Here is a 22,355-nt window from a genome sequence, read left to right on the forward strand (position 1 = left end):
GCCAAGATAATCATAATCAGAGGGTGGTTGTATGGAAGGTAGGAAGGTTAATAAAGGCCAGGTAGGGGCGCTTCAAGGGATAGCTGATGCGGTTTCTTCCAGAGTCGAGCAGACGCGGTACAGTATCGGCGCAGGTCAGTCGGGGTCTGGGAAAGGGACAATCGAGTCATTGACGAATACCAAGGATATCTTGCGCTGGCTGTCAGATTCCTCTGAAAAACTGGCCAAAAGTGAGGCCGATTTAGCAGAGGTTCTGCGGACTGGTGATCTGGTGAGTGGTTTGTCGACCGTCAAAATCTCTGCCGAGGCAGGTCAGTCTATAGACGAGCTAATGGCGGATCCGTTGGTAAAGGAGATTCATGACCTGGTGAAAAACACCGGGAAGGGGTCCCATGGTATGCAACTGGTCAGCGAGCGGATCTTTGTAGAAGACGGTACGGTTTGTTGTGGGTACGTGTTGCAGGGTAACTTGTCCCAGATGAGGGACTTTGCCCTGTTCTTAAATGTCGTGATAGCGATAAATAGCCAGCAAAAGTCCCGGGAAAGAGTCACCTCCACACACCTTGGTGGAGTGGCTAAGGTGGCAGAGCAGGCGTCAAGGTGTATCCCCAGTCCGGGTGATGATGATGCCAAGCGAGCGGCTCAGCCCGTGTTGAGCTGCTATGTCGATGTGACCGATGAAATACCCATGGGGGATGTGGGGACGTTGGTGGCTCGATCCGCGTTGGAGCGCTTGGTGCCGTTGGGCAACCTTCCGGGTATGGGCAAACCCGCTACGCCAACCTTGCCTGCAGATGGTATGGAGCGCGAGGTTGAGGCATTTTGCGCTTTGGCAATGCGGGCGAAGGCGCGAGAGCACAAATCCGGCGGCTTAGAGCGGTAATAAATGCAAGAGGCTGGGGCTTAGGGGCCCTGGCCTCTGTTGGGTTTATCGGCCCATGTTGTTGCGGTTGGGAGTATTGAAATGGCTTCGGAAGAAATCAATAAGGCTAGGCGTATGAATGAGTTGTGGCCGGCTAAGATCCTGCATCGGTTAAAGGCCCTGGCGGCGGAAACGGGCCCAATATCGTCGGAGGAGGTTCGCGGTAAGGTACAGGCGCTCGAGAAGGTCAGCACCGCGCTGAACGACATTTGGAGCGTTGTCACTGATCTAAAGCTGTTCCCTGGGGCGGCGGAGCATTACGACAAGGCACGACAGAGCGTGAAGGGCTTGACTGAGGTTAAGGATGGTCTGAACAAAGAAGTGGCTGAGTCATTAGATCGCCACCATAAGGTGCTGTACAAAGTTCAGGATATCGAATTCGATCTCGAACGGTTCTTGGAGGATCGGGAACCGGGCCGTACCACCGCGGTTTCCGTCTTGGAGTTCGTGGCTACACGTGGCCAGAGTGCGGCGGACTTCAGGTTGGATGCCTGTGAATTCAAAGGGCTCATCGAGGGCAATACCCTTGACCATATGCACCTGCTCTCTAAAGAGGAGGGGAATGTGTTGGGTGCCCCCTCCATCAAATACGTACTGGTGGGCAACCTGCGTCAGCAGGAGAAGCTGGCAGAGCGTCTTGGAAACTTTGGTGAAAGGCGCTGGTTCCGTTTGGAAAAAGACCACCTGGCCGGTCTTCCTCAGCCGGGACAGAGGGCGCAATGTGATTTGCCTGCACCGCCTGCAGGCTGTGACGCGCATCTGGTGGCAGCTGAACTGTTAACTTGCGCGGTGGACAGTGAGCCGCTGTTGGGTAATCCCAATGCCGCTGATAAGGTGGCCAGGAGTGTGGTTAAGGCCATGGCGCCTCAACTGGATGTCTACCGGGAGCACAGCAAGATTGCGCCGGCCTCAATGATGCCTGGTCGTGAGGGGGATTTTGAGGTGTACTGCAAACTGCACCAGCGCCACATGGAAAAGACTTCTAGCTACAGTGGCCCAGGGCTATGATTGGGCAACGCAAATCATCAGGAAACGCCATTATGAATGCCATCGAATCGGCCGCTATTGCGCGCATCAAGCAAGTCAGCCGGCAAGAGCAAGAAAAGCTGATCCTTAAACACACCCATCGTGACTTCAAGGGCTCTGACGGAAGGTCCATCATGCAGAACCGTAACGGTGCGTCTTGTACGGTGGATGTCAGTTGTCTGAGCGAGCAAGAGTTCGAAGAAAAGCTTAACTCCGCGGCAAGGAAGGAGCGGGCGGAGCGGACCCGGGACCTGGTCGATGCCGTAGTTCAGCGCCATGGCGCGCCCAAACTGCCCGAGGGATACCGACAGCAGTGGTGCACGGACCTGGCGGCTGCAAGGGATCTGTTCGCCGAGAATGGGATCTTGGCGGATTGGCCAGAGATGGCGCCTCACCGAGCAGCGATTGCCGCCGACATCGACAAGGAGATTCACCGAGAGCAGCAGGCGTTGGAGTCATCTGGCCCTGCCACACTGGAGCGATAGCGATGAAGTTAACCCAGGATGAGCTGACCTTTGCCCAATTGACCGTGGTGCATGCCCGGCGTGCCAAAGCGCTTGAGCGTGCAAAGGGTGACAAGGCCGGCGCCTTGGCTAACCTGAAGAAAGCCAACGAGGTCTGTGTGCCCAGGATCGCCGAGAAGCTGATGGTGGCTGAGGTGGATACGGCGCTGAGTGAGATTGTCTTTGCCGAGGATCGGTGGCCAGATGTGGTCGAAGTCCTCCGCTGGCACTGCCAGGCAGAGCGACCCATGACGGTGGTCGACTTCCGCATGGTCCAAGGCAAGGTGCATCTGAGTCTGATCGGTAACATGTCAGGTCAGCAAGATCTGTGGCGTGAGCTTGGGGATCGCGATGGCAGGATCCCCGGCTTGTCGCACCATCATAGGGTGGGCTTGCCCAAGTTCGAACAGTGCCTTGAACGCCTCGCTTTGCACAAGATCACTGGCGAGGCCGCTCCGCTGTGTCGCGAAATTAATGAAGATGTCGGCGGGTTTGATGATCTGTGCAGCCAGCAGTTCCTGGTCTGCGCTCACAGCGACTGGGCGTACCGGTGTGGGGAGCGGGCGGCCGAGGTGGCAGCCGAGGGTTTGTTCGCAGCAGTGTCGCCGGCGGTGGCCAGTGAGATCGGTTCCAATGGGTATCCGCCGGTTCCTGCTCACCAGGAGAAGCGCTTTGACGTGGCCATGGCGAAGTACCGTCAGGCCTACGGGTTCGTGAAGGAGATGAAGGGTCAGGCCATGCAGCCAGGCTAACTGACAATATTATTGATGGTGGGATTTGTGCAATGAAACACAACAGAAGTGTCTTGATGGCCTTTAAGAAGTACATTGAGGAGACCTCGGTGTTTAACGAGGCGTACCCCGTGGTTAATGGTATTGACTGGATCGCCAATGTCCAGGCGATGGAGGCGGATGGGTTGGACGCCAGTGCGCGTGAGGCGATCGTAGCTCACTACCTGCCCGGTTATCGCAAGCGCTCATTGCGGTACGGTCTAGTATATGGTTCCGCACCGGGCTACTTGAGAGAACAGTTTGAGCGAGATGACAGCATTTGCAGTGCGATGAGCTGGGTTTGCGCTGAGGGTGGGCTCGCATCTGATCTGGATGCCGTTTTGACCGGTTTAGGGGTGAGGTTTGCACGGGTGGATTCCCGGGATGGGCTGATCGACCGAGTGGTGTTTGCTAAGCCCTCGAAGGGTGCTCTGTTGGAAGAGAAATTGCAGGCATTGGAAGCGAATGGTGGGGCCGAACCGGTGTTTATTCGGGCCCGACATTTCGTTGGGTTGCCGAGGCTGGAGCAGCGTTTTGATGAGGCTTGCCGGCCGGACCATTTGTCAGGGACTGGTGCGGCCGCTGCATTGTTCTCTACCTTTGTGGAGGTCGAACCCAACATGACACCTGTGCAGCGCTGGGAAGTCTGGCCGGCTTGTCTGCAGGCGTTGTGTCCCAGTCGGGTGCCTATGGCTTATGGCGTCAAAGTGAAGCCATCTGCGGACCGCGAAGACCGTGCCGAGGTGCTGGCGGAGTTGGCCCGGGAGGTTGAGGCGATTAAGCAGGCCCCATTACCAAAGGAAGCGACCGCCGAGTTGGCGCGCTAACTAATAGCTCTGGGAGCAGGAGAGATCATGAGTACAGCGAGGTCGGTAGAGGCCCTAACAGCGGAAACAGTCACCTACCATCGTGGTCGAGTCGACCGTCTGGTGCTTAATGGCGTGCCCTATGGGAGCCTTGAGCCAGACATCACCGGGTGGAAGGGCCGCGGGCTCAGTATTTCTGCTGTCGCTGAAATGGAAGCTATAAGTCGGGAATTCGATTCGCTGCGAGACGCGGCAAAGAAAGGGTTCGACAACGCCGCGGTTACGTTGGACAGAGCACTGGGGTTGGACCAGTCAGGTGTCATCAGCGCGGTTTCCAGTTTTCGGTTTAGCTCCAAACTGGCTGACAAAATCGACTACTACGTTAAGGCCTCGGGCATGCGGCGTTTGACCTGCGCGCACTTCCCTGAGCAGGGGGAGACCTGCCTGGATGTGGTTGGCACCTTTGTGGATCAGCGGGCCTTGATCGATGCCATACAAGACTTCAGGGCTAGGGAGGCGTGCGGTGAATTGCTGAAGGTGGATCACTTCGCCGGCTTGCCGATGGTTGGCCAGAAGCGTACATGCAAAGCCTTGCAAAATGGTGGGGTTGTGCGTCAGTGTGGTGCCGCTTGGCAGTCAAGAGCGGTCGGTGAGCAGTTGTTGGGGGTTGCCTACCTGGCGGACAACGAGCGCCCCTACCGGGCGGGTGACCACAGTGCTCGGTGTCTGCTTGGCGTAGCGCCAATGGAGACCGAGCACTATTTTGGTCAGGATCCGGTGCAGGGGGGCTGGGGTGCCCGAGGGCAAGTGATGGATGCCTACCGGTTTGCCGTCATGCTGGTACCGCATGAGTCCGAGCTAAGCCGTTAATCACAACCGTTGCAGGCAAGCGGGCCCGGGGATCACCCTGGGCCCGTGCTGTATCATGGGGATTACAGGTTCGGGACTGCGCCGTAGGCACCGGCTAGGTACTTGCTGGAGTAGCAGTCGCCGGCACGGATCCCAGTGACGGAATTGAGGGTGTAGATCTCGTCGTTGTCAAACAGGGCGATCTGTTGGCGCTCTAGCTTGTCCATCAACTCCGCGTGGCGCACTGAGGCTACCAGCTGGGGTGCGTGGCCGTCCTCCAGGCTGCGGTGTTCCTGATACAGCTTCAGGTACATCTGCATCAGCAGGGGGTGAAGCCGGTTGTCCATGTCGTCAATGAGCAGCGGGCTGTTGGTTTCGATGGTGGTGATCAGTCCAACCAGGTAGGTAAGGATGCTGATGGCACCACCGCCGATCTGTGGATAGGGCAGTTGCGCGGTCTGGCCATCGTCCATCGGCAGGTTAGCGATAAGGCCGGTTGGGTTGTGGGGGTCGAGCTCAATACTGGTCAGCCCCAGGTCCATGCAGCTGAGCGACTTTGATGCCGCGGCCAGGACGTGGGGTTGCTGCAGTTTGGCGAGGGTCTGCGACCACACCTGCTCGGGGTGCTGCCGCGGGGTGAAGCATTGGATGACGTAAAAATAGCGGAATACCTGCGCTGCCTGCTCTGAGCCGGACTTGTTGGCCAGGGTGATGAGGGAGGTACCGGTATCCAGCTGGCTTTCCGCTGCGGCGGAGGCGAACTTGCCCTGGTGGCGATTGCGGGTCGGCTTCACCGCGCCGTGGTTCACCTCAAACACGGTAGAGAACTGGCGGCTGTGTTTGGCGCTGAGGACCTCTTGGACAACTTCGCCGTGCTGCAGCTGCAGGGTGTAGCGATAGGTGGTGCCGTCCAGTAGAAAGAGCAGTTCTGCCTGGGTGGGTAGGTCCGGGTGCAGGCTGTGCGGCTGCAGGCCGGTTAGCTGGCTGGCACTCTTGCGGCCGGCAATGAACTGCACAAGATCGCCCAGGGCTTCGATGAAGTTAGAGCGGCCGGCACCATTGGCGCCCCAAAGGAAGGTAGCCCGGTTGATCTGCAGATCGCCGAAGCGAAACAGACCGTCAATGTCCTCAGCGCCAGTGGCACGGGTGTGGAAGTCCAGTTGCGCGCGGGTATTGAAGTTGCGGCAGTTGGTAAGGGCGAAACTCAGAAGCATGGGGATCCCTGCAAATCAGAATGTATCAAGTGAGGCAACATTTGCAGAATAATGAAAATAACAAGGTGTGTAAACACAAAGTTGGCGGGGCTTTCGGGCTGATGCTGGCGATCGTCAGCTACCGGCAGTGGCAGGGGATGACGGCGTTGTGGACCGTCTTCCTGGCGCTGATTGTCTACGGGACGGTAAAACTGACCGGGATGGGCCTGACCCTGCAGCAGGTGGCGTTTGCCTTCTGCGGGTTTCACCTGGCGTGCCTGGTGTTGCTGCTGGCGGACATGTTCTGGCCCGGCCGTCTGGTGCAGCCGATCGGTTGGGCTTTGGTAGGCAACCTGGTGTCGCTGGCCTTGATCCCGCAACCCAATGCCGCCTTGTACGTTGCGGCCATGGTGTTGGCCAGTGTGTTCTCCAAATTCGCCTACGCGCCGTCGGTGGCCCGCCTGGGGGTGTTGGGCAGGGCGTTGGGGGCCGGTGCCCGGCGGGGGACCGGGATGGGGATCCTGCTGGCGATGATCTGTTCCTCCTTGGTCAACGCGGTCATGGGGTTTGTTGCTGGGTTTGTGCCATGGCTATTTTACTGGCTGGTGGCGGCCACCGCGGTGTTTGGCCTGGTGGCGTTTAAGCCGCGGCCGACTCGGAGCAACCAGCCGGTGACCGCCAAAATGACACCGCTGCAGCGGCAGATGTTCGCCTTGTCGTGGATGAACAACGCGATATGCATGGTGACCCGGCAATTTCTGATCCCGATGCTGGTGCTCGGCCTGTTGGCGGACCGGGCGCCGCAGTGGGTGATGCCGGCGCTGGGCGTGATTGTGTCGGTCAGTACCTTGATCAGCTTGCTGTCCAGTCGCATCGACCGGGTACCGCCGGCCAAGATGATGTTGTTCGGGGTGCGGATGATGGCGATCGCCCCGGTGTTGATGGTGGGGCTCTCCTCCCTCGCCCTGGGTGGTGTGTTGTCGCTCGGTACCGCGGCGGTGCTGTTGTTGTTGCTGGTGGTGGTTGAGCAGTTTGTGGCACGGTTCTGGACTCTGGGGTACACCAATCTGCTGATGGAGCGCTCCAAAGACCGGGTCATGGCGATGCGTTACCACCTGACCATCAGTGTGTCCGGGGCAGCCTTCGGCTTCGCTGCGGCCGGGGTGGCGATGGCCACCATCGGATTTGAGGCGCTGGTGTGCGGGGCTGTAGGCTTGGTGTTGATCTGGTCGCTGAAGTTGGAGCGCTGGATGGGCCGGGAGTTAGGTACCAATAATAATGCAGGGGGTGCAGGGGGTGCTGGTGTACCAGCAGGGCCTGCTGTGCCTGCATCGCCGAATAGGGAAAGGGTTTGACAGGGGCTTTGTAAAGCGCGTAAATAACTGCTACCAAACCTGCTGGGAGAGTGGATATGGAAGCGTTACGTCAGGCGCAGTTGGCTTTGAACGAGAAGACGGAGCCGTTGGGCTGGGGTATCTACGAGTGTGCCGGGGTCGAGGGTGATCATGGGCCGCACTGCTGCAACGGACAGGTGTATCAACTGCAGGCGGTCGAGGGCCCGCTGGATACCACAGAGTCAGGTGGCATGCTGCAGTGCTTTGCCAGTGATCACCGGGCCGCAGAGCACGTCAGGCTGGGCGCCCACCGGGGCGATGACCTGTGCGCGCAAACCCTGAGATTGCTTGAGTGTCTGCAGCAGAATCCTTAGCTACGGCGAATGACGCCATGGGCCCGTCACGCGGGGTAAAATAAAAGAAAAAGGATTGGTAAATGGCTAAGCTTGATGTTCGTCCTGCGATCACTCAATACGCTCAATACCTTGGTGCATTGGTGGAATTGCGTTCGCTTCTCCACGACTCACTTAAGGAAGCACATGGTGTGGCCAACCTGCACAGCTTCACTCAAGTGCAGCGTGGGGCAAAGTCGTTCAGAAATGTTCCGGTTGACCAGGGCGACTTCGATCGCATCATTCGGGTGATGGCGGAGAGCGTCAATGTACCAGCAACCAATGCGCAGGCATTTTATCGCCAGTTCCATGCCTTGCAGATGAGTCATATGGAGTTTGAAGAGAAGGCGCGGAAGGTTGTGCGGGAGGCCAGCGGTCAGCCCCAGGGCGAAGTCTCTTACCGGCGTCTTACAGAGGTGGCAGATGAAGCCCAAGATGGGCTGAGGGACTTATTGGAAGCCGCTGAGGTCGCGGTGTATTCCATCAATCGTGACCTGGCAAAACGAGAAGTGGGCGTGCAGAGGGCTGCAAAGCAAGTCCTCGGTGATTTGACCGAGTGGATTGGCAAACTGCATGAGCAGGGTGATGTCGGCGCTGCTCTAGATCGCAACAAAGAAAGTCTCGGCGACTGGTATGTCGTTGTAAGCAAGTTGTGCGAAGCAGCCGACCTAGACAGCCGCGAAATTGATAGGGCGATTGATAAAGTAACGTATGCAAATATTGGTTCAGATTTTGATCCTGCTTTGGGGAATTTGCACCACCATGCGCAAGAGCTCTTCAGCGAGGTGAGCCAGGCTTTGAGCCAGAATGAAGAACTGGCCCGTTGATCGGCCGTTCTGGTTCTTTGCAAACGGTTATTAACACAACAGCATAATAATAAAGGGGTCGGCCGTGGCTGAGCTAAAGCTGGACAAGCGAATTGAAGATGATTTGGAGCGATTCAATCGGTATACCAGATTGCGCGAAGATCTGGACCTGGGGTTAAAGGCACTGCGCAAAGCCGCCAAGCTGACGTCGTACACGGAGTTGCTGGCCGCTAAGCCTGTGTTTGCAGATGCCTTGAGGTTGCTGGATGTCCTGACCCAGATGGGTAAGCCTGATGGGGGGTACGACAAGGCCCTGCCTAGGATGGTTGAGGACTTTAATGCGGTGCGTGATAGCGACCGCGTTAGCTACCGCCTGCTGGCTCAGTACGCTGATCACATCCAGGGTAGCCTGAGTGGGCTGGTGGAGGAGTCAGATCTTGATGGCCATTTCAGTAAGTTAGGGTGTGAGATAGGCCGGGAGCTGGAGCGCAATCGCATTAAGGTGATGCGGGGCCTTGAAAAAACCCTGGGCGACGCCGACCAGTGGGTTGAAGGCTATCGAAGTGAAGGTCTGGACAGCGAAGACGTCTTGGCTATCAAAGAGCAGTTGGAAAGCTGGTACCCCAAGTTCCAGAATCTGTGCAAGGCGGTGGGTGCTAGCCCTATATATACAGACCGTGCGGTGGATCAGATCCTACGGTCGGATTCAGCAGGAGATATGTACAGGGAACTGGGAAGTTTCCGTAAACAGTTTCGCGATATTCGCAAAGACTTGAAAGACGCCCGGACGCCGCAGGCAGAGATGGCGCCCTAATGGCGTTGGCATTGAGAGTGAATAACAAGGGCCCACTGGGCCCTTGTTGATGGGTCGGTGTCGCGCATCGTCCAGGCGGGACGGGGTAAAATAAAAAGAAAAGGGTTGGATAGATGTCGGAGATTTCTATTGCTGGTGGTGTTCGTCAAAGCGCCCGGCTTGCTCAGAGTGTCCAGGAATTGAGTGGGCACCTACGGGACTGGCGTAATGCTATGGAAGGGGTTGAAAGGACTAAGAACTATACAGTTATGGGGCAGACCTTTGCAGAAATGGCGCGTCTGTTGGCCCCGCTCAAGCCGGATGAGGGTACCAACAGCTTTGGCCCAACCAAGCCCCTAATGCGCGCCTATCGGAACGTGCTTGACGAAAGTGTTGACCATCCCGCACAGCGGGCGGTCAATGAAATGAGTGCTTGCCGCTTTGCTGACCTGCTTCATTCGGCTCAAGCCTTGTTGGGTGACATTGAGAAGCATCAGCGGAATTTCCGGATTGGATCAGCGCCGCTTAAGCCGGTAGCAGAGGTGCGTGCAGATAGCGTAAAGCTATACAAACGTTGGGCCCAGGTTGGGGACTTAGCGAAGGACGCCCAGACCGCTCTGAGTAACTTTGAGCGAGATTTCCGACCATTCTTTACCAAGGTTCAGGGCCAGATGATCAATGTGCTGGGTGACTGGTTAGATGGCCAGGATGACTCGTTGTCATCATTGGAGCGGGTGCAACTTCGGTTGGCGCCATTCGCCAGTCTCTTGCAAGGGTTGGGAGCGTTGGCAAGGACTGACCTTGAGGACCTGCTTGGAACGATTGATGCGGTGATGAGAAACAAGGGCGAAATTAGCCACGACGGCCAGTTGCGTGACATCAAGCAAGAGGTCGATATGGTCCAGGTCCGTTACGGTTGGACTCCAGAGCCTGCGCTGGACCTGGGGCTGGATCGGTGATGTAACTGAGTGCTGATTTTGGAAGCGAACTACCTTGATGGGCCATCGTACAAGCGATGGTCTTTTTAGTGCTGGCGGTTGAGGTGGAGTTTGTAGTGCTCCAGCTGGTTGGCGGTGATCGGCGGGGTACCGGGTTCGGCTTCAGGTTCTTCGGGGCGTGCTTTGGCGGCCAGGCGGCGCTGGCGGCGGCTTTCCTGCTGGGCCTGATAACCGCGGTAGGCGAAGCCGGCCAGCAGCAGCCAGGGCAGGGCTTTCATGGGCACCACCATCAGTAGCACCACGGTGAGGAACTCAATGTTGTCGCTCATATCCGGTCTCAATGATTGTCCTAATACCATTGTCCCATCGGGGGCGGGGATACGCCGGGACCTGGGGTGGTGTATCGGGGCAAATGATGACCGGGATCAAAAGCGCCATTGAGGGCGATGCCGCGGATCCAGTTTCTTAGTGGGCTTATGGTCAGGACAGTGCCACTAGCGGCACTGGAGCGGCTAGGATGTCAGGCCAACGTGTGGGGCCATCACCTTGGGTGGATTGCCGGCGGGGCCTACATCGGCCCGTAGAGGCTGCAGTCGACGACTCTGAACTGTCCCTGGTGGACGGTGGGGTTTTGCTGCTGGACTAGGTCAGCCAGCATGCTGGGCGCATAACGGTAGCTCTGGGGCGGGGTGATCCCCAACGAGCGCAGCTGAGCCAGCGGGATGGGGTGCATCAGCGGTGTGACTTGTTCCAGGTGAATGAGGAACAGCTTGCCCAGGCCGGCCGCGTAGTGGAAGACATCAGCGCTAGAAACGCAGCACTTGGCCAGGGTCGCTTTGTCGATATCGGCCGGTGCGCCATGTTCGATGAGCCGGACGCGGGCGGTGGCGGTGATCGCCTTGACCGGGGATGAGGTGTAGATGATCAGCTGGGCCCCAGGGGCGATGTGCTTGCCAATCCGACGACGAAGCTCGATGGTCTTGTCGCCGGAGAGGATGTTGATGACGTGCTCCGCTTTGATCGAGATCAGCGTGGCTGGGTTCACTGCAGTGCCCCTTGTTGGTTGTTAGCGCCAGAGGAGGCGCAGCGGTAGTCTGCCAGGGCCTGCTCCATGTGCGCTTGGTCGGGAAAGCCGCGGGGAAACGCTTGTGCGAAGCGCAGCAAGTCCCAGTTGGGGTTGCCGTCGGCCCGGGTGATGATCCGCAGGGTTTCCAAATAGAGATCAACCCCGGTTGGCCCCATGGCGTTTTCGTCGTCAGTGCACAGCGCAATGAGAAAGAACTTGGTGGGGGCGCTGACGTCGATGCCTGGCGGATTGGTGAGCATCTCCCGGTAGGGCTGCCCCTTCTCGCTATCGAGAAACGCAGTCATCCTCTCCGGGGTGATGTTCAGGCCATCCTCGGTGTCCGGCATGCTCAGTCGGAGCAGAACATCGGTAATAGCGTCCGACATGGCCGCCTGGGGGTACAGGTGCAATCCTTTGAACATAGTGGGCCTCCTTGTGCCCCTCTAGCCTACACCCAGGCGCAACGCATGGGTAGAGGCCTAAGCGGCCTCACCGTCAGTTCGCAAAACCAGGGAGTCATACGGCAGTGTGCAGTGCTCCAGGAACTCCTCGAGGAAGGCACGGACCTCTTCGTGCTCATCGCCGTGAGCGTCGACCTTGGCTCGTTGTTTGCGTTTCGCTTCCACGAAGTCCTTGCGGGACGCGTCAACCTGCTCGCAAGCGGTCAGGTACGCAGAGATGTCGTCAGCGGCCTTCACAATGGCTTTAATTTGGGGATCGACTTGTTGCTGGATCACCAGGCTGGCCAGGCTGCCGCGGATGTCCTCCGGCAGGCTTTTGATCATGGCCTCTTCGGTGTTGTGTTCCAGCTTTTTGTAGATCTTGGTGAACTCCGGCATGGCGTACTTCACCGGGCTGGTCATGTCACCAAGCAGCGCTTCAGAGGCCTCGTGGAAGACTGCCGCCATGCCAATCTCTTTGGGGTCATAGTCCCGGCCGAAACGAACAACGCCGTACTGGGCAATCATGTAGGCAATAACGGCCACGCCATAGCTGTGCTCGGCGACGTTCTCATGCCGGGCGCCGCTCATGGTATTCCAGCGGCTGATGTGACTAAGGCGGAGCATCCAGGCCACGAACGAGCCGGGGCGGAACATAGACAGGTCATCCATAACTTCAATCCCTCTAACAAATATACAAAAGTATATTAACACTTAAACATGGTTATTGTCACCTTTTTTCCCGGAAAAGGGAAGGGGAAAGGCCCGGTCCGGGGGTACCGGTCCGGGCCTGCTCCTTAGGCGGCTTGGCTGGTCATTTCCGGGACGCTGAAGTCATAGAGGCGGCTCGGTGGGCAGTGTAAGGTGTCACTGCCGGTCCAGCACGGCGCTGACAGCGGCGGGATGACCAGTTCCGCGTCTTTGTTGATGCTCTCGACGTGGCCGGCGCCGACGCACGGAGTGTGGATCCCGACACTGACTTTGGCCAGTTTCATCGGTTGGGTCACGTCGCGGTGGTAGAGAGAGCGGATGTCCATGTAGGTAGCTGCCACGGGTACCCCATGGTAGTTGGCATTCTCCAGGATGTGAAAGAGCAGCTCATTGTCGATAACCTCCCCGGGGGAGGTGTGCTGATCGGCCGGTTGGCCAAGGGCCCGAAACTTCTCAATGGCCTCCGGGGCGATCTCCAGTCCGCCGGGCAGCGGTTCGCTCGCCAGGTAGTCGGCGAAGTCGCCCGGGGCAATGCCCACCAGGTTAAACAGGCGCAGCAGGTTGCCGTGCTCATCCGCGCGGATGGCTTCGAGCAGGTTGCTGCCCTGGTCAAACTCGGTGTAGTAGTCGGTCCAGGCGCCTTCCCAGTCTACATCGGGGCTGTACACCAACTCTGCCCGGGTACAGTCGCTGATGAAGTGGAACGGCACGGAGCGGTCGTTCTGCAGTAGGCGGTCGGTGACCGCGGTGAAGAAAGCGGTTTCGAGCTCGTCGAGGCCAAAGTCCAGATCGGCATCAATGGACTCCAGGTGTTCCTGTACCTCGGTCAGTACGCTGCCGTACTCGCCCCGGACAAAGCTGTGTACGTATTCGAAATGGGCCTGTTCGCAGTCCCCAATGGCCATCTCGTTGAGCGCCTCGAGCAGGTACTCGTTGGCGTAGTCGCGGTAATAGGCGTTGATGTCCGCGTCGGACGCCTTAAGGTCATCCATTTCGGCAATAATGCGGCGTTCAGCCTTGTTGCAGGCCACCAGAGCGGCCTTGGCCACGTCGCCATTGGTGTCGTGGGGCCCATTGGGGGCCTCCCATTGTGCCGGGCAGTAATCGTTCTCCAGCTGCATTTGGGAAGCGAGGTGGTTGGCAAGGGCCTGGGCGGTGTTGTGCTCAGGTCCAAAGGCCAGGGCGGTGCCGTTGGGCAGGCGGACGTTTTCGATAGTGCGCATAGACATGGTCTCTTCCTTGTTGACTTCAGTGAACAAGAACAGTGTAACTCATGCTGGTTAAATATACAAAAGTATATTTATTATTTTGGTTTGTCGGTGGCCCGGATAGCGGCCGTCCAGGGATCTTTGTCGGGGGATACATCGGAGTATGTCTCGGCCCAAGTCTTGGGTACGCCGGTAAGCGCAAGATACGTCTGATCGGTGGTTTGCCTTGCCAGTTCCTGGTGATAGGCAGCGACGATATCCCCGGGTACCTTGAGGTACTTTCCGGCTCGAAGCTTTAACGTTCTCGCGCTGTCTTTGGTTATACCCAGGCGGGCATGGGCCTGGTGGGGTAGACGGCCCGTGGCCAGTAACTGTAACAGTGCTGCTTTTCGGGGGCCCAGTTTACCTAACAGAGCCACGTCGCCGCACACCAGGTTGAGTCGGTCGTTAAGGTTGTTTACTTCGTTGGAGAGGATCTCAATGGCGCCTTCCAGTGAAAGCAGTCGCTGTTGGTCCTGTGGGTTGTGCATTGCTGGGTGCTCCATGTTGTTCACGGCGATTGAAGCGTCCCTGGTGTGGGCCGTCAACTGGGCAATAGGGGCACATATCTGTCGCAAAGTGTTTCGCGTGGGACTGCAGAGAATGCAGGCCGCGAAAAACCGAAAACACGTGGTGTTCACGTAGGATTTTTCGCGACATTTCAGTAATGTGATTGCCGTCACAATGGGTTGAGGTGGACGGGGTCCGATTGCCTCTTTAATATACCAATGAATATGAACGTCGCAGGATGCGGTGGCCGGTGGAAAAGTGGTGGGGAAAATGAAGAATGTGTTGGTGGCTACGGCCTGGAAGGTAGCGCCCGGGTGGTGTCAGAAGTTTGATGACTGGCTTGATGGGCGCAGAACCCAGAAGCTGTTAGCCAGGGCCGAGAAAGCCGGCGGTGTTGATCGTGCTGTGGCTTTGTTGGTGGACTCTAAGGCAGAAGGTTCTGGCGAAAGTCGCCTCCCTGACTTAGCGCCTGCCCCGAATCCCGAGTCATTCTCCAGGGCGCGACGCCTTTTATCGGAGTATCTCGGACGGTCTGACCGGGTACGCCTGATTGCTGTAACCGGTGGTCATAGTGCCGGAAAGAGCAGCTTCCTGTACTCGTTCTTCTCTCTTGTGAAGGGTTTCAACCACATTGTTATTTCGCTGGGGCAGTCCAAAGACGGTCAGCTAGTGCACTCGGGGAAGGGTGATACTCGAGTGCCGGTCTCGAGCAAGGAAGTGGTGTGCTCGATCGAAGCCGGAATTCTTCGCCAGATCCTGTACCGGGACCCGGCGCATGGGAAAAGGGCATCAAACCTGCGTGAAGCAGTGGTTAAAGAGCACTGGGTGCGTAATCTCTTCATGGCAGTGGCGGTTGCGGCAATTTTGTCGGTGGCATCGGCAGTGGCCATCGCGGGCAAAAAAGAGGTGTGGGGTTGGATCGAGATCGCTCACCATAATTTGGGTAACAGTTGGGCGTTCGCCGTCCTGGCCGGCATCGGTGCATACGCGGTATGGTTTTCGCACCAGCTGGTGCGTATGGCGAGTCGGATTAGGCTCTCAAAGGTGAATGCGGTCAGTGGCGAGTTTCAGCTGGACCACGGTAACGGCAATGCGCCATCGCCGATGAACGAATACCTTGAAGAGATCTTGGCGTACTTTGAGTCCAGCGGGGTGGACGTCGTTGTTTTCGAGGACATGGACCGGTTCAAGCAGCCGGGCATCTTTGAGCGCCTCAAGGAGATCAACAAAATCATCAACGACAGTGTGAAGGTGAAGCAGACTGTACGGTTTGTTTATGCCTTGCGTGATGATGTGTTTGAGGACGCCACCGACCGGACCAAGTTCTTCGATGGGATGGTGCCAGTGGTGCCTGTTGTAGCTGCCGCCAACGTTTATCCTCGCCTGCTGAAAGAGATGGAGCTGGCCGGGTTCTACGATGGCTCAGCGAAGGCGAAGGAGCACTGGGGTGCGCTGCTGATGGACATCTCCCTTTACGTCCAGGACATGCGGATGTTGAAGGCGATGGTGGTGGACTTCCACCAGTACAAGGATGCCCTTAATGTGGCTAACGGAGATAGATCTGAGCTTAAGCTGATGGCCTTGATGGCCTGTAAAGTGAAGTACCCCTCGGAGTTTGCGCGCTGGCAGATTGGGGAGGGTCTCCTGCCTGATGCGGCGATGATGCGTGAAGCCTGGCTTGATGAGCGACAGGTTAAAATCCGGGAAGAGATCGATATGATCGAAGATCTGCTTGTCGAGGCAAAGAAAGAGGGTCAGTTGCGAGTAGAACACTACAGCGAGCTGTTGACGGGGCGTTTTGTGGATACGTATGGTCCGCTTCATCTACTACGTTTGAACGGGGTCTCATTGTCCGATAGGGCTGGGGCCCTTGAAAAGCTTGCTTCAGAAGGATGGGAGGTTACCGCAAATCTGAAGTTAAATAACAACGCCAAAAATACATCAGGGATGTCCCTTAAAGAGTTGTTTGAATCGCTCGACCCGGGATTTGAAAAGCGTTATGGGTCATTGCATGCCGCATCGTCATCGGGGCGACGTTTTCACGAAAGCCGTCGGGCACAGCTAGAGGCTGAGTTGGAGCGTTTGAGCATCAAGCCTTTGTCATCCTGTCTAGACTCCGTTTTGCAAAATTGCACTGAGCAAAAGGCCTGGCTTAAGGAGTTGGAGGCTTTCCCGCTGGTGGAGGTATTGCTCAGGCTGGGCTTCATTGACGAAGATTTCCGTGAGTCACTCTGCGAGTTTGTAGAGGGGGATCTTACGGCGAAGGACTTCGAGTTTATGCGCGACTTGTCAGAGCAGCGTCCACCTAAGAGTGAGCATGACTCTAAAAACTACGACCGGATTGCGTTGTGGATGCGTGAGCCGCATACCGCCTCACCGGCGGCGTACAATCTCGGGCTAATAAGGCATCTTGCGGGCGGTGGTGTCCGTGAACAGCAGTTGCTGGACCAGATCGTAGAGAAGCAGATAGAGATGCATGCCGACGGTGTCGCCAGATTGGTTGAATTGCATCAAGAGCTGGGCATCAACTTCTGCATGCTGGCGGAAAACACCTCTGGCCTTCTGATGAGGGTACTGGATGATGGCAGTGCCGATAGCGAAGGTCGTTTGGCAGTGGGGCTAACCTTGATTGCGTACTACTCGCGCAACAACAAGCAGTACATGCTAGATGGCCAGGTAATTGAAGCCCTGCAGAGCTTGTTAGATGGCTTTAAAGGAGCGATGGAAGTCCTTAAGGGCCATTCTGACCGGAGGGCGTTGATCAAGGTACTCGAGGGCATGGGGGTGCGCTTTACCGCTATTGGACGTGCCGTGGATGATCAGGAGCTGGTTTTGACAGCGATGACCCATCGCTTCCTCCGTCTTAATGAAACGACGCTGTTTGAGGTGATCAAAGCCCTTGAGCCTGAGGGCGAGAAAGTAGGTACAGTGACCTACAGTGCACTTCCCAACAACACGGCCGCGTTCAGGGAGTGGCTGCACGATGAGGCTAACGCGAATGACCTGGCGCCGTTGGTGGCGCTGGAAAAAATTACTTCCGTCCCGGAATCGGTCATCCAGGGATTGCTCTGCGCTGAGGGCGATGGCCAGTTGAGCAACACGAACATGAAGGTGTTGGTCCATGGCGCCAAGTTCAAGATGGCTAAGCTTCCAGAGTCTGGTTTGATGGAAGGGGCCCTTAAGGCACTGCTGAAAGAGAAAAGGGTAGAGGCGACCTGGCGTAACGTGTTTGTTCTTCGGCAGGAAGAAGATGCCAACGATACCCTGGAGCAGCCAGATAGATATCTCAAGGCAGAGATCGAAGCGTGGCTCAATTCAGACTCCACTATCTCGTGCCTGCAAGAACAGGGAGTCCCGGGTGATTCGATGACGAATTGGCTGGTGCCGGAGATTGAAGAGCAGCGGTTACCGCTAAAGTACGCGCAGGACATTCTGCCGTTGTTGCGTGCCGCTTATGAGGCTGATGAGCTGGAATCTCTGGAGCCGAAGGTGATTAGCAAGGTCCTGGGAACTTCTCTGGTAACGCCATCGTGCGACATCGTGGACGTGTTATTGAAGAAGGGAATGTTTAGCGCCTGCGAACGGCTTGTTGCCGACAACCTGGATGTCTTCTGCCCTGGTGAAGAGTGGGATAGTGAACTGCTGTCGAAAACTGACCTGGTGAAGCGCCTGATCCGCGGTCAGGTAGTTGGTGGTGATCGGTACCGGTCACTACTAGCGTCTGTTGAGTTCACGCTTGACGACCTGGGGGGTGATGATCTGGATGAGAGCCTGTACGTGCCCAGCATTGAGAAGGTTGAGATCTCTGAAGGGCCGCCCATTAAAGCAGGCGATTTCGCTGCTGAGGAAGGCTTCGCGGTCGTGTCTCGGCCACCAGTAGTTCAGCTGGGGGCAGACGCACTAAAGCAGTTGCTGGGTGACCTAGCTCGACCTGTTGAGGAGCGCTTGGCAATCCTGGTGGGCCAAGTGCAATACCTGGGCGAGGACGTTTGGCCCTTGATTGAAGGCTTTGGTGGAGCCGAGGAGATGCTCACCATGAGCGATGCAACAGGCAAGTTGAGCGGGGCGGTGATCACCAGCGAGACCACGGCGCTGGCAGCGGCCCTTGTCGAAGTGGGTTTGATGTCATCGTTCGCAAACAGGGGTGGCAGCATTGTCCTTCATGCCAAAAGGGCTCGTTCAACTGCCTCCGAGGGGTTAACTGAAGGATGATTTCGGCGTTTGCATGGCAGACCTCAGATAGACTGTAAGTGTGAGGCCACTGGAGTTTTAGCCGTGCTGAAGAATGTTCTCAACAACATCTTATCGAGCCCTACCTTGGCCCAATCCGTCGAAGACTGGGTCGAGGGAGAGGGTATCTACGATGATGCGTCAGGCTGGCGTCGGGATCCGGACTTTGCTTCCGATGAGCTGCCTACATACCTAAGTGAGATAGCCGGCATCGAGGCGGAAGAGGGCGGCTTTGAGTTATCGGAGCCACTTTCTGAGCATGCAAGGCTGTTACTCGCTGGGTGCAGTGTGGTGCTCTATCACTACACGTCCAGTGCACAGCTGGCGGACATTGCTCGAAGTGGGCTGGTTGCTGGCATTAGCGACACCAACCGCAACGGAGAGGAGTGCCAAGGAGTATACCTGACGACTGAGACGGTTGGTCCCACTGTAGAGCTCTATGGCCGAAGGGCGGCACGGGTGCATGGGGGCGAGCCGGTTGCTCTGGCCGTCGCGGTGCCTGTCGATGCCCTAGGTACCTGGTACCGAGAGGATCCGGATGACAGTGATATTGCGTCGGGTAGCTATCAGTATGTTGTGCCGTCGGTGGACGCAAAGCACTTGGTCAACCTGGATGAGTTGCTGGCGGAGTTTTGCCCCGGGAGTGGCCGACTGCGTGTTGAGCCGGAGTCGGGGCTACAGCGCTAGTCACAGAATCGCGAAGTGGAGAAATAGAAGGGCCCGTGAACAAAACGTCACGGGCTCTTTTTTAGGTCCAGGCCCGGGTAAGGAGTTGGTTGATGTCAGACTTTACGCGACGCTTGATACCGTCGGCCGAGACCAGGCGGTAGAGCGCACGCCGTCGTGTGTCTGTGGTCTTCTCGATCTGGTACCGATCGGAGTCCATCATCGTTTGGATCAACGTGGTGGCCTGAGAGGTTGTCCCGCCGATCAGGTGAGCCAGTTCCCGGACTGTAATGGGGCGATCTTCAGTGAGCCAGGCTTCGGCCGCCTTTTCCTCGGTTATCTTCATCGTTCGCACTCCTTGCTGGATGAGGGATCGAACATTCGTCGCACAGGGCAACGAACAGCGTCTGGAGATAGCTGGCCGGATGATCCATGTTGCCGAAACGCAAGGTACAGTCCCGGTCGACCAGGTGCTCAAGTCGTTTAGCAAAAACCGCAGCGACCTGATCGTTGGTCGATACCGCTGGGGTTAGGCCGGCCAAAAGGAACACCGAGATCGGCAGAGAGTGCACGGTGGCAATCTGATCTGCTTGTTGTTCTAAAGCTAGGGCTAAACCCTGTGCCTGGCAGTCCGGTGCCAGTGTGGCGCGACGTTGAGCGACACGCGCGCCGAGTGATTGAACATCCATATTTTCACCACAAATCAACATCATGTAACCACTACGAGTATACGGGCAAAGCCTCTGGCGTCAACCCTGGTCACAAGGCCATGGGTACTGGGGTAGCCCGCAGGGGGTGTACGCGTTATCCAGCTTGATGAAACTGCACCCTTGCTCGTAGGCGTACGTCAGCAGGCTGGGGAGGTGTCTGTACTTGACCACGCTGATATCGAGCAACTCGGCGACCTCGTGCGCGCTGTGGGTTTCGATGATCAGGCCCGATTGGTAGTCCATCTGGTACACGGCCAGCCCCGGTTTATCGCAGGCTGCCTGTGTCATCAGAGCCTGGTAGTCCTCAGGACAGACGTGCGCGGTGCTCAACAGCAGGATCTGGCCTGTCCTGGGTAGGTCAATTCTTGGTGCTGGCTTTGTTGAATTCCCAATGCTCATAAATAAAGATTCTCTCAGCTGTTGACGCCTAAAGTATACCTATGTATATTTTGGGGTGTAAGGAATGCTGTACCACAAGATGTGGACAGCCTGGCTCCAATCAGGGCCATAGTCAATTGAATAAGGAAGTTAAATATGACCACCATTACTGGGAAGCACGGCGTTGTGCTGCAATACGGCCGGCATAACGACTACGGGTTCATCCTGCTGGAGGGCTCCTTCGGGAAGGTGAAGTTCTCTGAAGCAGATCTTAGCGGGATTACTATCGATGAGCTGAGCTATGGCCAGTGTGTAAAGGTCGATTTTGCCCTGAACGAGCGAAACGGCAAGCTTTTGGCGAGCAATGTGGTGGTCTGTGGTGATCTCAAGCCGGGCGGTATCGGATGCAAGCCGAGTCCTATGGCTGGAAAAGCCCTGGCCGGGGGCATTGGTAAGCCGGTACTGGAAGAGTGCCGGGTTAAGTTTTTCAAGGACGCTGGGTATGGTTTTGCGAGCCGACCCTGTGGTGAGGATGTCATGATTCATTATCAGTCCATTGATATGCCCGGGCATCGTACCCTGCTGTCCGGTCAGACTGTCTTGGTTGAAGTCTACAAGGCCGAGGATGGGCGCTACCGGGCCAGCTATGCTAAACCAGTGTTCGCGAGCGGCGAGGACGTCATCGATGCAATCAGCATTCAGCAGGCTAATGCCATGCCTGCGGTTGAGCCTATTCCGGAACGTCGTTTGCCGCAGATCGCCAAGCGCCTGGCCTCCTGGTCTGGGTCTGCAGAGCCCCGTCGGCGCGGTGAGAAGAGCCGGTTCGTGGGGCGCCATCCGGCCTTCGCTTAAAGAAAACGTCTGAACAACGCTGCCTTGGGGGTCGGTTTATCCGCCCCCCTTTTTTGGTTTGGGCCCGGCGTAGGCAATCCGAGGAAAACCAGCAGAGAGGCGACTGGGAGGAACAACAGGAAGCCTGCGAGGGTGATCACCCCGGTAAGATAAGAGGCTATCGCGGCCATGCCGATCATGACGCCAACAAGCAGCATTTGAGGCTTAAAGCACATAATTATCGGAGTCCGCAGGCTGTTGGTTAGGTTGTAAAATTATCGGCGGCGATGATGAGGGTCAACTCGAGTGCACTAAGGTCTGACGGCGATCACAAATGCGATCTCAAAAAACGTTTGACGCGATCCTCTGTGCTGTCGTAGATTGATCGACATTGTTGAGGCGGGTGACTTTTACGTAGCTCGCTCTGAAGTTTGCCTGGCACTGCTTGTGAGGCAGTAGCCAGGTAGCCGGCACGGAAGTGCTGGCTGACGGTTCGAACGCGGCGTAGCTCAATTGGATAGAGCGTCCCCCTCCTAAGGGGAAGGTTGTGGGATCGTGCCCCACCGCTGCGGTGATTTAGGAGTGAAACGGCCTTGGTCTGGGCCCGCTGAGTAGCGGATGTGTGCCTGCTACTTGGGTTTTGGGAGAGCGGTTTGCCCCGCACTGCGCCTAGTCGCGACCTAGTTCCGGTCCCCTTTTTTATTGAGTAGTTTCCCTTCGCGGGTGTTTAAGCGAAACCGGCCTCACCCCCCGTTGAGAGGCCGGTATTTTTTTGCCTGTTGGGATGTTGCGCTGCAGCTGGGCTGTAGCATTTTGTTGGTGCGCCAGAGTCTATGGTGCCGTGAAGTGTGAGGGTGAGAATGGAGCAGGCTAACCGGGATCCAGCGTTAGATAAGAGGTTCATCGTACTTGGGTATGTGTTGATGGCCAGTGGTGTCTTCACCATGTGGCTTGGTAGCCTGGCCGGTGCTGTAGTCGGATATCTGTTGATTACCCCGGACCGTGGTTGGGCCGATAGCCATTACCGGGTGATGATCCGGACGTTTTGGATAGGGGCGCTGTACTTATTCCTGGGCAGTTTGTTCTGGCCATTAGGGGTTGGCGCGGTGGTTCTGTTCCTGATCCCTGTTTGGGTTATCGCGCGTGCGATTCGCGGTTACCTGCGGTCCAAGGATGGCGACCCTTACCCGGAACAAAAGACCTGGCTGGTCTGATCCAGAGCAATTTGTTGAGT

At 57.0% G+C, this 22,355-nt stretch carries 25 protein-coding genes and 1 tRNA gene; 16 read left to right on the forward strand and 10 right to left on the reverse strand.

Going from position 1 to position 22,355, the window contains the following annotated elements; genetic code table 11:
- Positions 1-31: 31 nt before the first annotated feature.
- The 6 genes from BUC04_RS09255 (at position 32) to BUC04_RS23640 (ending at position 4,897) form a co-directional block, all read left to right on the forward strand.
- Positions 32-883, forward strand: a complete 852-nt coding sequence (locus BUC04_RS09255; protein WP_067655419.1) for a hypothetical protein — start codon at positions 32-34, stop codon at positions 881-883.
- An 81-nt stretch (positions 884-964) separates the two neighbouring features.
- Positions 965-1,930 carry a hypothetical protein gene (locus tag BUC04_RS09260; protein ID WP_067655416.1) on the forward strand — a complete coding sequence of 322 codons (966 nt, stop codon included), beginning with the start codon at positions 965-967 and terminating at the stop codon, positions 1,928-1,930.
- Positions 1,931-1,962: 32 nt separating this feature from the next.
- Positions 1,963-2,433 carry a hypothetical protein gene (locus tag BUC04_RS09265; RefSeq protein ID WP_067655413.1) on the forward strand — a complete coding sequence of 157 codons (471 nt, stop codon included), beginning with the start codon at positions 1,963-1,965 and terminating at the stop codon, positions 2,431-2,433.
- Positions 2,434-2,435: 2 nt separating this feature from the next.
- Positions 2,436-3,203: a hypothetical protein gene (locus tag BUC04_RS09270; RefSeq protein WP_067655410.1), complete on the forward strand. Its 768-nt coding sequence runs from the start codon at positions 2,436-2,438 to the stop codon at positions 3,201-3,203.
- Positions 3,204-3,235: 32 nt separating this feature from the next.
- On the forward strand, positions 3,236-4,048 hold the full coding sequence (locus BUC04_RS09275; RefSeq protein ID WP_143165639.1) for a hypothetical protein: 813 nt from the start codon (positions 3,236-3,238) through the stop codon (positions 4,046-4,048).
- A gap of 375 nt (positions 4,049-4,423) precedes the next feature.
- On the forward strand, positions 4,424-4,897 hold the full coding sequence (locus BUC04_RS23640; protein ID WP_143165640.1) for a hypothetical protein: 474 nt from the start codon (positions 4,424-4,426) through the stop codon (positions 4,895-4,897).
- Positions 4,898-4,959: 62 nt separating this feature from the next.
- Here BUC04_RS23640 and BUC04_RS09285 read toward each other — a convergent pair whose 3' ends face one another.
- Positions 4,960-6,090 carry an AAA family ATPase gene (locus BUC04_RS09285; protein ID WP_067655401.1) on the reverse strand — a complete coding sequence of 377 codons (1,131 nt, stop codon included), beginning with the start codon at positions 6,088-6,090 and terminating at the stop codon, positions 4,960-4,962.
- A gap of 65 nt (positions 6,091-6,155) precedes the next feature.
- Here BUC04_RS09285 and BUC04_RS09290 point away from each other — a divergent pair, with 65 nt between their 5' ends.
- The 5 genes from BUC04_RS09290 to BUC04_RS09310 all read left to right on the forward strand — a co-directional run bounded on the left by BUC04_RS09290 (position 6,156) and on the right by BUC04_RS09310 (position 10,353).
- A complete protein-coding gene (locus tag BUC04_RS09290; RefSeq protein WP_143165641.1) occupies positions 6,156-7,424 on the forward strand; it encodes a hypothetical protein in 1,269 nt (422 codons plus the stop codon).
- A gap of 56 nt (positions 7,425-7,480) precedes the next feature.
- Positions 7,481-7,777, forward strand: a complete 297-nt coding sequence (locus tag BUC04_RS09295) for a hypothetical protein (protein ID WP_067655395.1) — start codon at positions 7,481-7,483, stop codon at positions 7,775-7,777.
- 62 nt (positions 7,778-7,839) lie between these two features.
- Positions 7,840-8,622, forward strand: coding sequence for a hypothetical protein (locus BUC04_RS09300; protein ID WP_067655392.1), 783 nt, complete (start codon positions 7,840-7,842; stop codon positions 8,620-8,622).
- A gap of 64 nt (positions 8,623-8,686) precedes the next feature.
- Entirely contained in the window at positions 8,687-9,415 is a 729-nt protein-coding gene (locus BUC04_RS09305; RefSeq protein ID WP_067655389.1) for a hypothetical protein, read from the forward strand.
- Between the two features lie 113 nt (positions 9,416-9,528).
- Positions 9,529-10,353, forward strand: a complete 825-nt coding sequence (locus tag BUC04_RS09310) for a hypothetical protein (RefSeq protein ID WP_143165642.1) — start codon at positions 9,529-9,531, stop codon at positions 10,351-10,353.
- A 65-nt stretch (positions 10,354-10,418) separates the two neighbouring features.
- Here BUC04_RS09310 and BUC04_RS09315 read toward each other — a convergent pair whose 3' ends face one another.
- From BUC04_RS09315 to BUC04_RS09340, 6 genes are all read right to left on the reverse strand, one after another.
- A complete protein-coding gene (locus tag BUC04_RS09315; protein WP_067655383.1) occupies positions 10,419-10,661 on the reverse strand; it encodes a hypothetical protein in 243 nt (80 codons plus the stop codon).
- 239 nt (positions 10,662-10,900) lie between these two features.
- Positions 10,901-11,377, reverse strand: a complete 477-nt coding sequence (locus BUC04_RS09320; protein ID WP_067655380.1) for an ASCH domain-containing protein — start codon at positions 11,375-11,377, stop codon at positions 10,901-10,903.
- Entirely contained in the window at positions 11,374-11,820 is a 447-nt protein-coding gene (locus BUC04_RS09325) for a hypothetical protein (RefSeq protein WP_067655377.1), read from the reverse strand. The genes BUC04_RS09320 and BUC04_RS09325 overlap by 4 nt, the downstream gene beginning before the upstream one ends.
- Positions 11,821-11,877: 57 nt before the next feature.
- Complete coding sequence (gene yfbR / locus BUC04_RS09330; RefSeq protein WP_067655374.1) at positions 11,878-12,510, reverse strand: 5'-deoxynucleotidase; 633 nt, start codon at positions 12,508-12,510, stop codon at positions 11,878-11,880.
- A 125-nt stretch (positions 12,511-12,635) separates the two neighbouring features.
- Complete coding sequence (locus BUC04_RS09335) at positions 12,636-13,778, reverse strand: hypothetical protein (protein ID WP_067655372.1); 1,143 nt, start codon at positions 13,776-13,778, stop codon at positions 12,636-12,638.
- A 74-nt stretch (positions 13,779-13,852) separates the two neighbouring features.
- The gene (locus tag BUC04_RS09340) at positions 13,853-14,287 is read right to left on the reverse strand and encodes a hypothetical protein (RefSeq protein ID WP_067655369.1); all 435 of its coding nucleotides are present in this window, start codon (positions 14,285-14,287) and stop codon (positions 13,853-13,855) included.
- A 289-nt stretch (positions 14,288-14,576) separates the two neighbouring features.
- Here BUC04_RS09340 and BUC04_RS09345 point away from each other — a divergent pair, with 289 nt between their 5' ends.
- Both BUC04_RS09345 and BUC04_RS09350 read left to right on the forward strand, forming a co-directional pair.
- Positions 14,577-18,518 (forward strand): YobI family P-loop NTPase, encoded by a 3,942-nt coding sequence (locus BUC04_RS09345; protein ID WP_067655366.1) that lies wholly within the window; start codon positions 14,577-14,579, stop codon positions 18,516-18,518.
- A 63-nt stretch (positions 18,519-18,581) separates the two neighbouring features.
- Positions 18,582-19,223: a hypothetical protein gene (locus tag BUC04_RS09350; RefSeq protein ID WP_067655363.1), complete on the forward strand. Its 642-nt coding sequence runs from the start codon at positions 18,582-18,584 to the stop codon at positions 19,221-19,223.
- 61 nt (positions 19,224-19,284) lie between these two features.
- Here the strand turns inward: BUC04_RS09350 and BUC04_RS09355 are convergent, their stop codons facing one another.
- From BUC04_RS09355 to BUC04_RS09360, 3 genes are read right to left on the reverse strand one after another with little or no spacing between them, the layout of a single operon-like run.
- Positions 19,285-19,548 carry a hypothetical protein gene (locus BUC04_RS09355; RefSeq protein ID WP_067655360.1) on the reverse strand — a complete coding sequence of 88 codons (264 nt, stop codon included), beginning with the start codon at positions 19,546-19,548 and terminating at the stop codon, positions 19,285-19,287.
- A complete protein-coding gene (locus BUC04_RS23645; protein WP_143165643.1) occupies positions 19,505-19,915 on the reverse strand; it encodes a hypothetical protein in 411 nt (136 codons plus the stop codon). Before BUC04_RS23645 ends, BUC04_RS09355 begins: the two co-directional genes overlap by 44 nt.
- Before the next feature lie 36 nt (positions 19,916-19,951).
- Positions 19,952-20,311, reverse strand: coding sequence for a DUF5983 family protein (locus BUC04_RS09360; RefSeq protein ID WP_067655356.1), 360 nt, complete (start codon positions 20,309-20,311; stop codon positions 19,952-19,954).
- A gap of 135 nt (positions 20,312-20,446) precedes the next feature.
- Between BUC04_RS09360 and BUC04_RS24275 the strand changes: the two genes are divergently transcribed.
- The 3 genes from BUC04_RS24275 to BUC04_RS09380 all read left to right on the forward strand — a co-directional run bounded on the left by BUC04_RS24275 (position 20,447) and on the right by BUC04_RS09380 (position 22,335).
- Positions 20,447-21,142 (forward strand): cold shock domain-containing protein, encoded by a 696-nt coding sequence (locus tag BUC04_RS24275; RefSeq protein WP_073325788.1) that lies wholly within the window; start codon positions 20,447-20,449, stop codon positions 21,140-21,142.
- A 477-nt stretch (positions 21,143-21,619) separates the two neighbouring features.
- Positions 21,620-21,693: transfer RNA gene (locus BUC04_RS09375), tRNA-Arg, on the forward strand.
- 288 nt (positions 21,694-21,981) lie between these two features.
- Entirely contained in the window at positions 21,982-22,335 is a 354-nt protein-coding gene (locus BUC04_RS09380) for a DUF4870 family protein (RefSeq protein ID WP_067655350.1), read from the forward strand.
- Positions 22,336-22,355 lie beyond the last annotated feature (20 nt).

The sequence above is a fragment of the Ferrimonas marina genome (assembly GCF_900129905.1).
Taxonomy (GTDB): domain Bacteria; phylum Pseudomonadota; class Gammaproteobacteria; order Enterobacterales; family Shewanellaceae; genus Ferrimonas; species Ferrimonas marina.

Excerpts from the sequence above, each read along its gene's own strand:
- BUC04_RS09255 (WP_067655419.1), top strand. The coding sequence starts at position 32 with ATGGAAGGTAGGAAGGTTAATAAAGGCCAGGTAGGGGCGCTTCAAGGG.
- BUC04_RS09260 (WP_067655416.1), top strand. The coding sequence starts at position 965 with ATGGCTTCGGAAGAAATCAATAAGGCTAGGCGTATGAATGAGTTGTGG.
- BUC04_RS09265 (WP_067655413.1), top strand. The coding sequence starts at position 1,963 with ATGAATGCCATCGAATCGGCCGCTATTGCGCGCATCAAGCAAGTCAGC.
- BUC04_RS09270 (WP_067655410.1), top strand. The coding sequence starts at position 2,436 with ATGAAGTTAACCCAGGATGAGCTGACCTTTGCCCAATTGACCGTGGTG.
- BUC04_RS09275 (WP_143165639.1), top strand. The coding sequence starts at position 3,236 with ATGAAACACAACAGAAGTGTCTTGATGGCCTTTAAGAAGTACATTGAG.
- BUC04_RS23640 (WP_143165640.1), top strand. The coding sequence starts at position 4,424 with ATGCGGCGTTTGACCTGCGCGCACTTCCCTGAGCAGGGGGAGACCTGC.
- BUC04_RS09285 (WP_067655401.1), bottom strand. The coding sequence starts at position 6,090 with ATGCTTCTGAGTTTCGCCCTTACCAACTGCCGCAACTTCAATACCCGC.
- BUC04_RS09295 (WP_067655395.1), top strand. The coding sequence starts at position 7,481 with ATGGAAGCGTTACGTCAGGCGCAGTTGGCTTTGAACGAGAAGACGGAG.
- BUC04_RS09300 (WP_067655392.1), top strand. The coding sequence starts at position 7,840 with ATGGCTAAGCTTGATGTTCGTCCTGCGATCACTCAATACGCTCAATAC.
- BUC04_RS09310 (WP_143165642.1), top strand. The coding sequence starts at position 9,529 with ATGTCGGAGATTTCTATTGCTGGTGGTGTTCGTCAAAGCGCCCGGCTT.
- BUC04_RS09315 (WP_067655383.1), bottom strand. The coding sequence starts at position 10,661 with ATGAGCGACAACATTGAGTTCCTCACCGTGGTGCTACTGATGGTGGTG.
- BUC04_RS09325 (WP_067655377.1), bottom strand. The coding sequence starts at position 11,820 with ATGTTCAAAGGATTGCACCTGTACCCCCAGGCGGCCATGTCGGACGCT.
- yfbR (WP_067655374.1), bottom strand. The coding sequence starts at position 12,510 with ATGGATGACCTGTCTATGTTCCGCCCCGGCTCGTTCGTGGCCTGGATG.
- BUC04_RS09335 (WP_067655372.1), bottom strand. The coding sequence starts at position 13,778 with ATGTCTATGCGCACTATCGAAAACGTCCGCCTGCCCAACGGCACCGCC.
- BUC04_RS09340 (WP_067655369.1), bottom strand. The coding sequence starts at position 14,287 with ATGCACAACCCACAGGACCAACAGCGACTGCTTTCACTGGAAGGCGCC.
- BUC04_RS09345 (WP_067655366.1), top strand. The coding sequence starts at position 14,577 with ATGAAGAATGTGTTGGTGGCTACGGCCTGGAAGGTAGCGCCCGGGTGG.
- BUC04_RS09355 (WP_067655360.1), bottom strand. The coding sequence starts at position 19,548 with ATGAAGATAACCGAGGAAAAGGCGGCCGAAGCCTGGCTCACTGAAGAT.
- BUC04_RS23645 (WP_143165643.1), bottom strand. The coding sequence starts at position 19,915 with ATGATGTTGATTTGTGGTGAAAATATGGATGTTCAATCACTCGGCGCG.
- BUC04_RS09360 (WP_067655356.1), bottom strand. The coding sequence starts at position 20,311 with ATGAGCATTGGGAATTCAACAAAGCCAGCACCAAGAATTGACCTACCC.
- BUC04_RS24275 (WP_073325788.1), top strand. The coding sequence starts at position 20,447 with ATGACCACCATTACTGGGAAGCACGGCGTTGTGCTGCAATACGGCCGG.
- BUC04_RS09380 (WP_067655350.1), top strand. The coding sequence starts at position 21,982 with ATGGAGCAGGCTAACCGGGATCCAGCGTTAGATAAGAGGTTCATCGTA.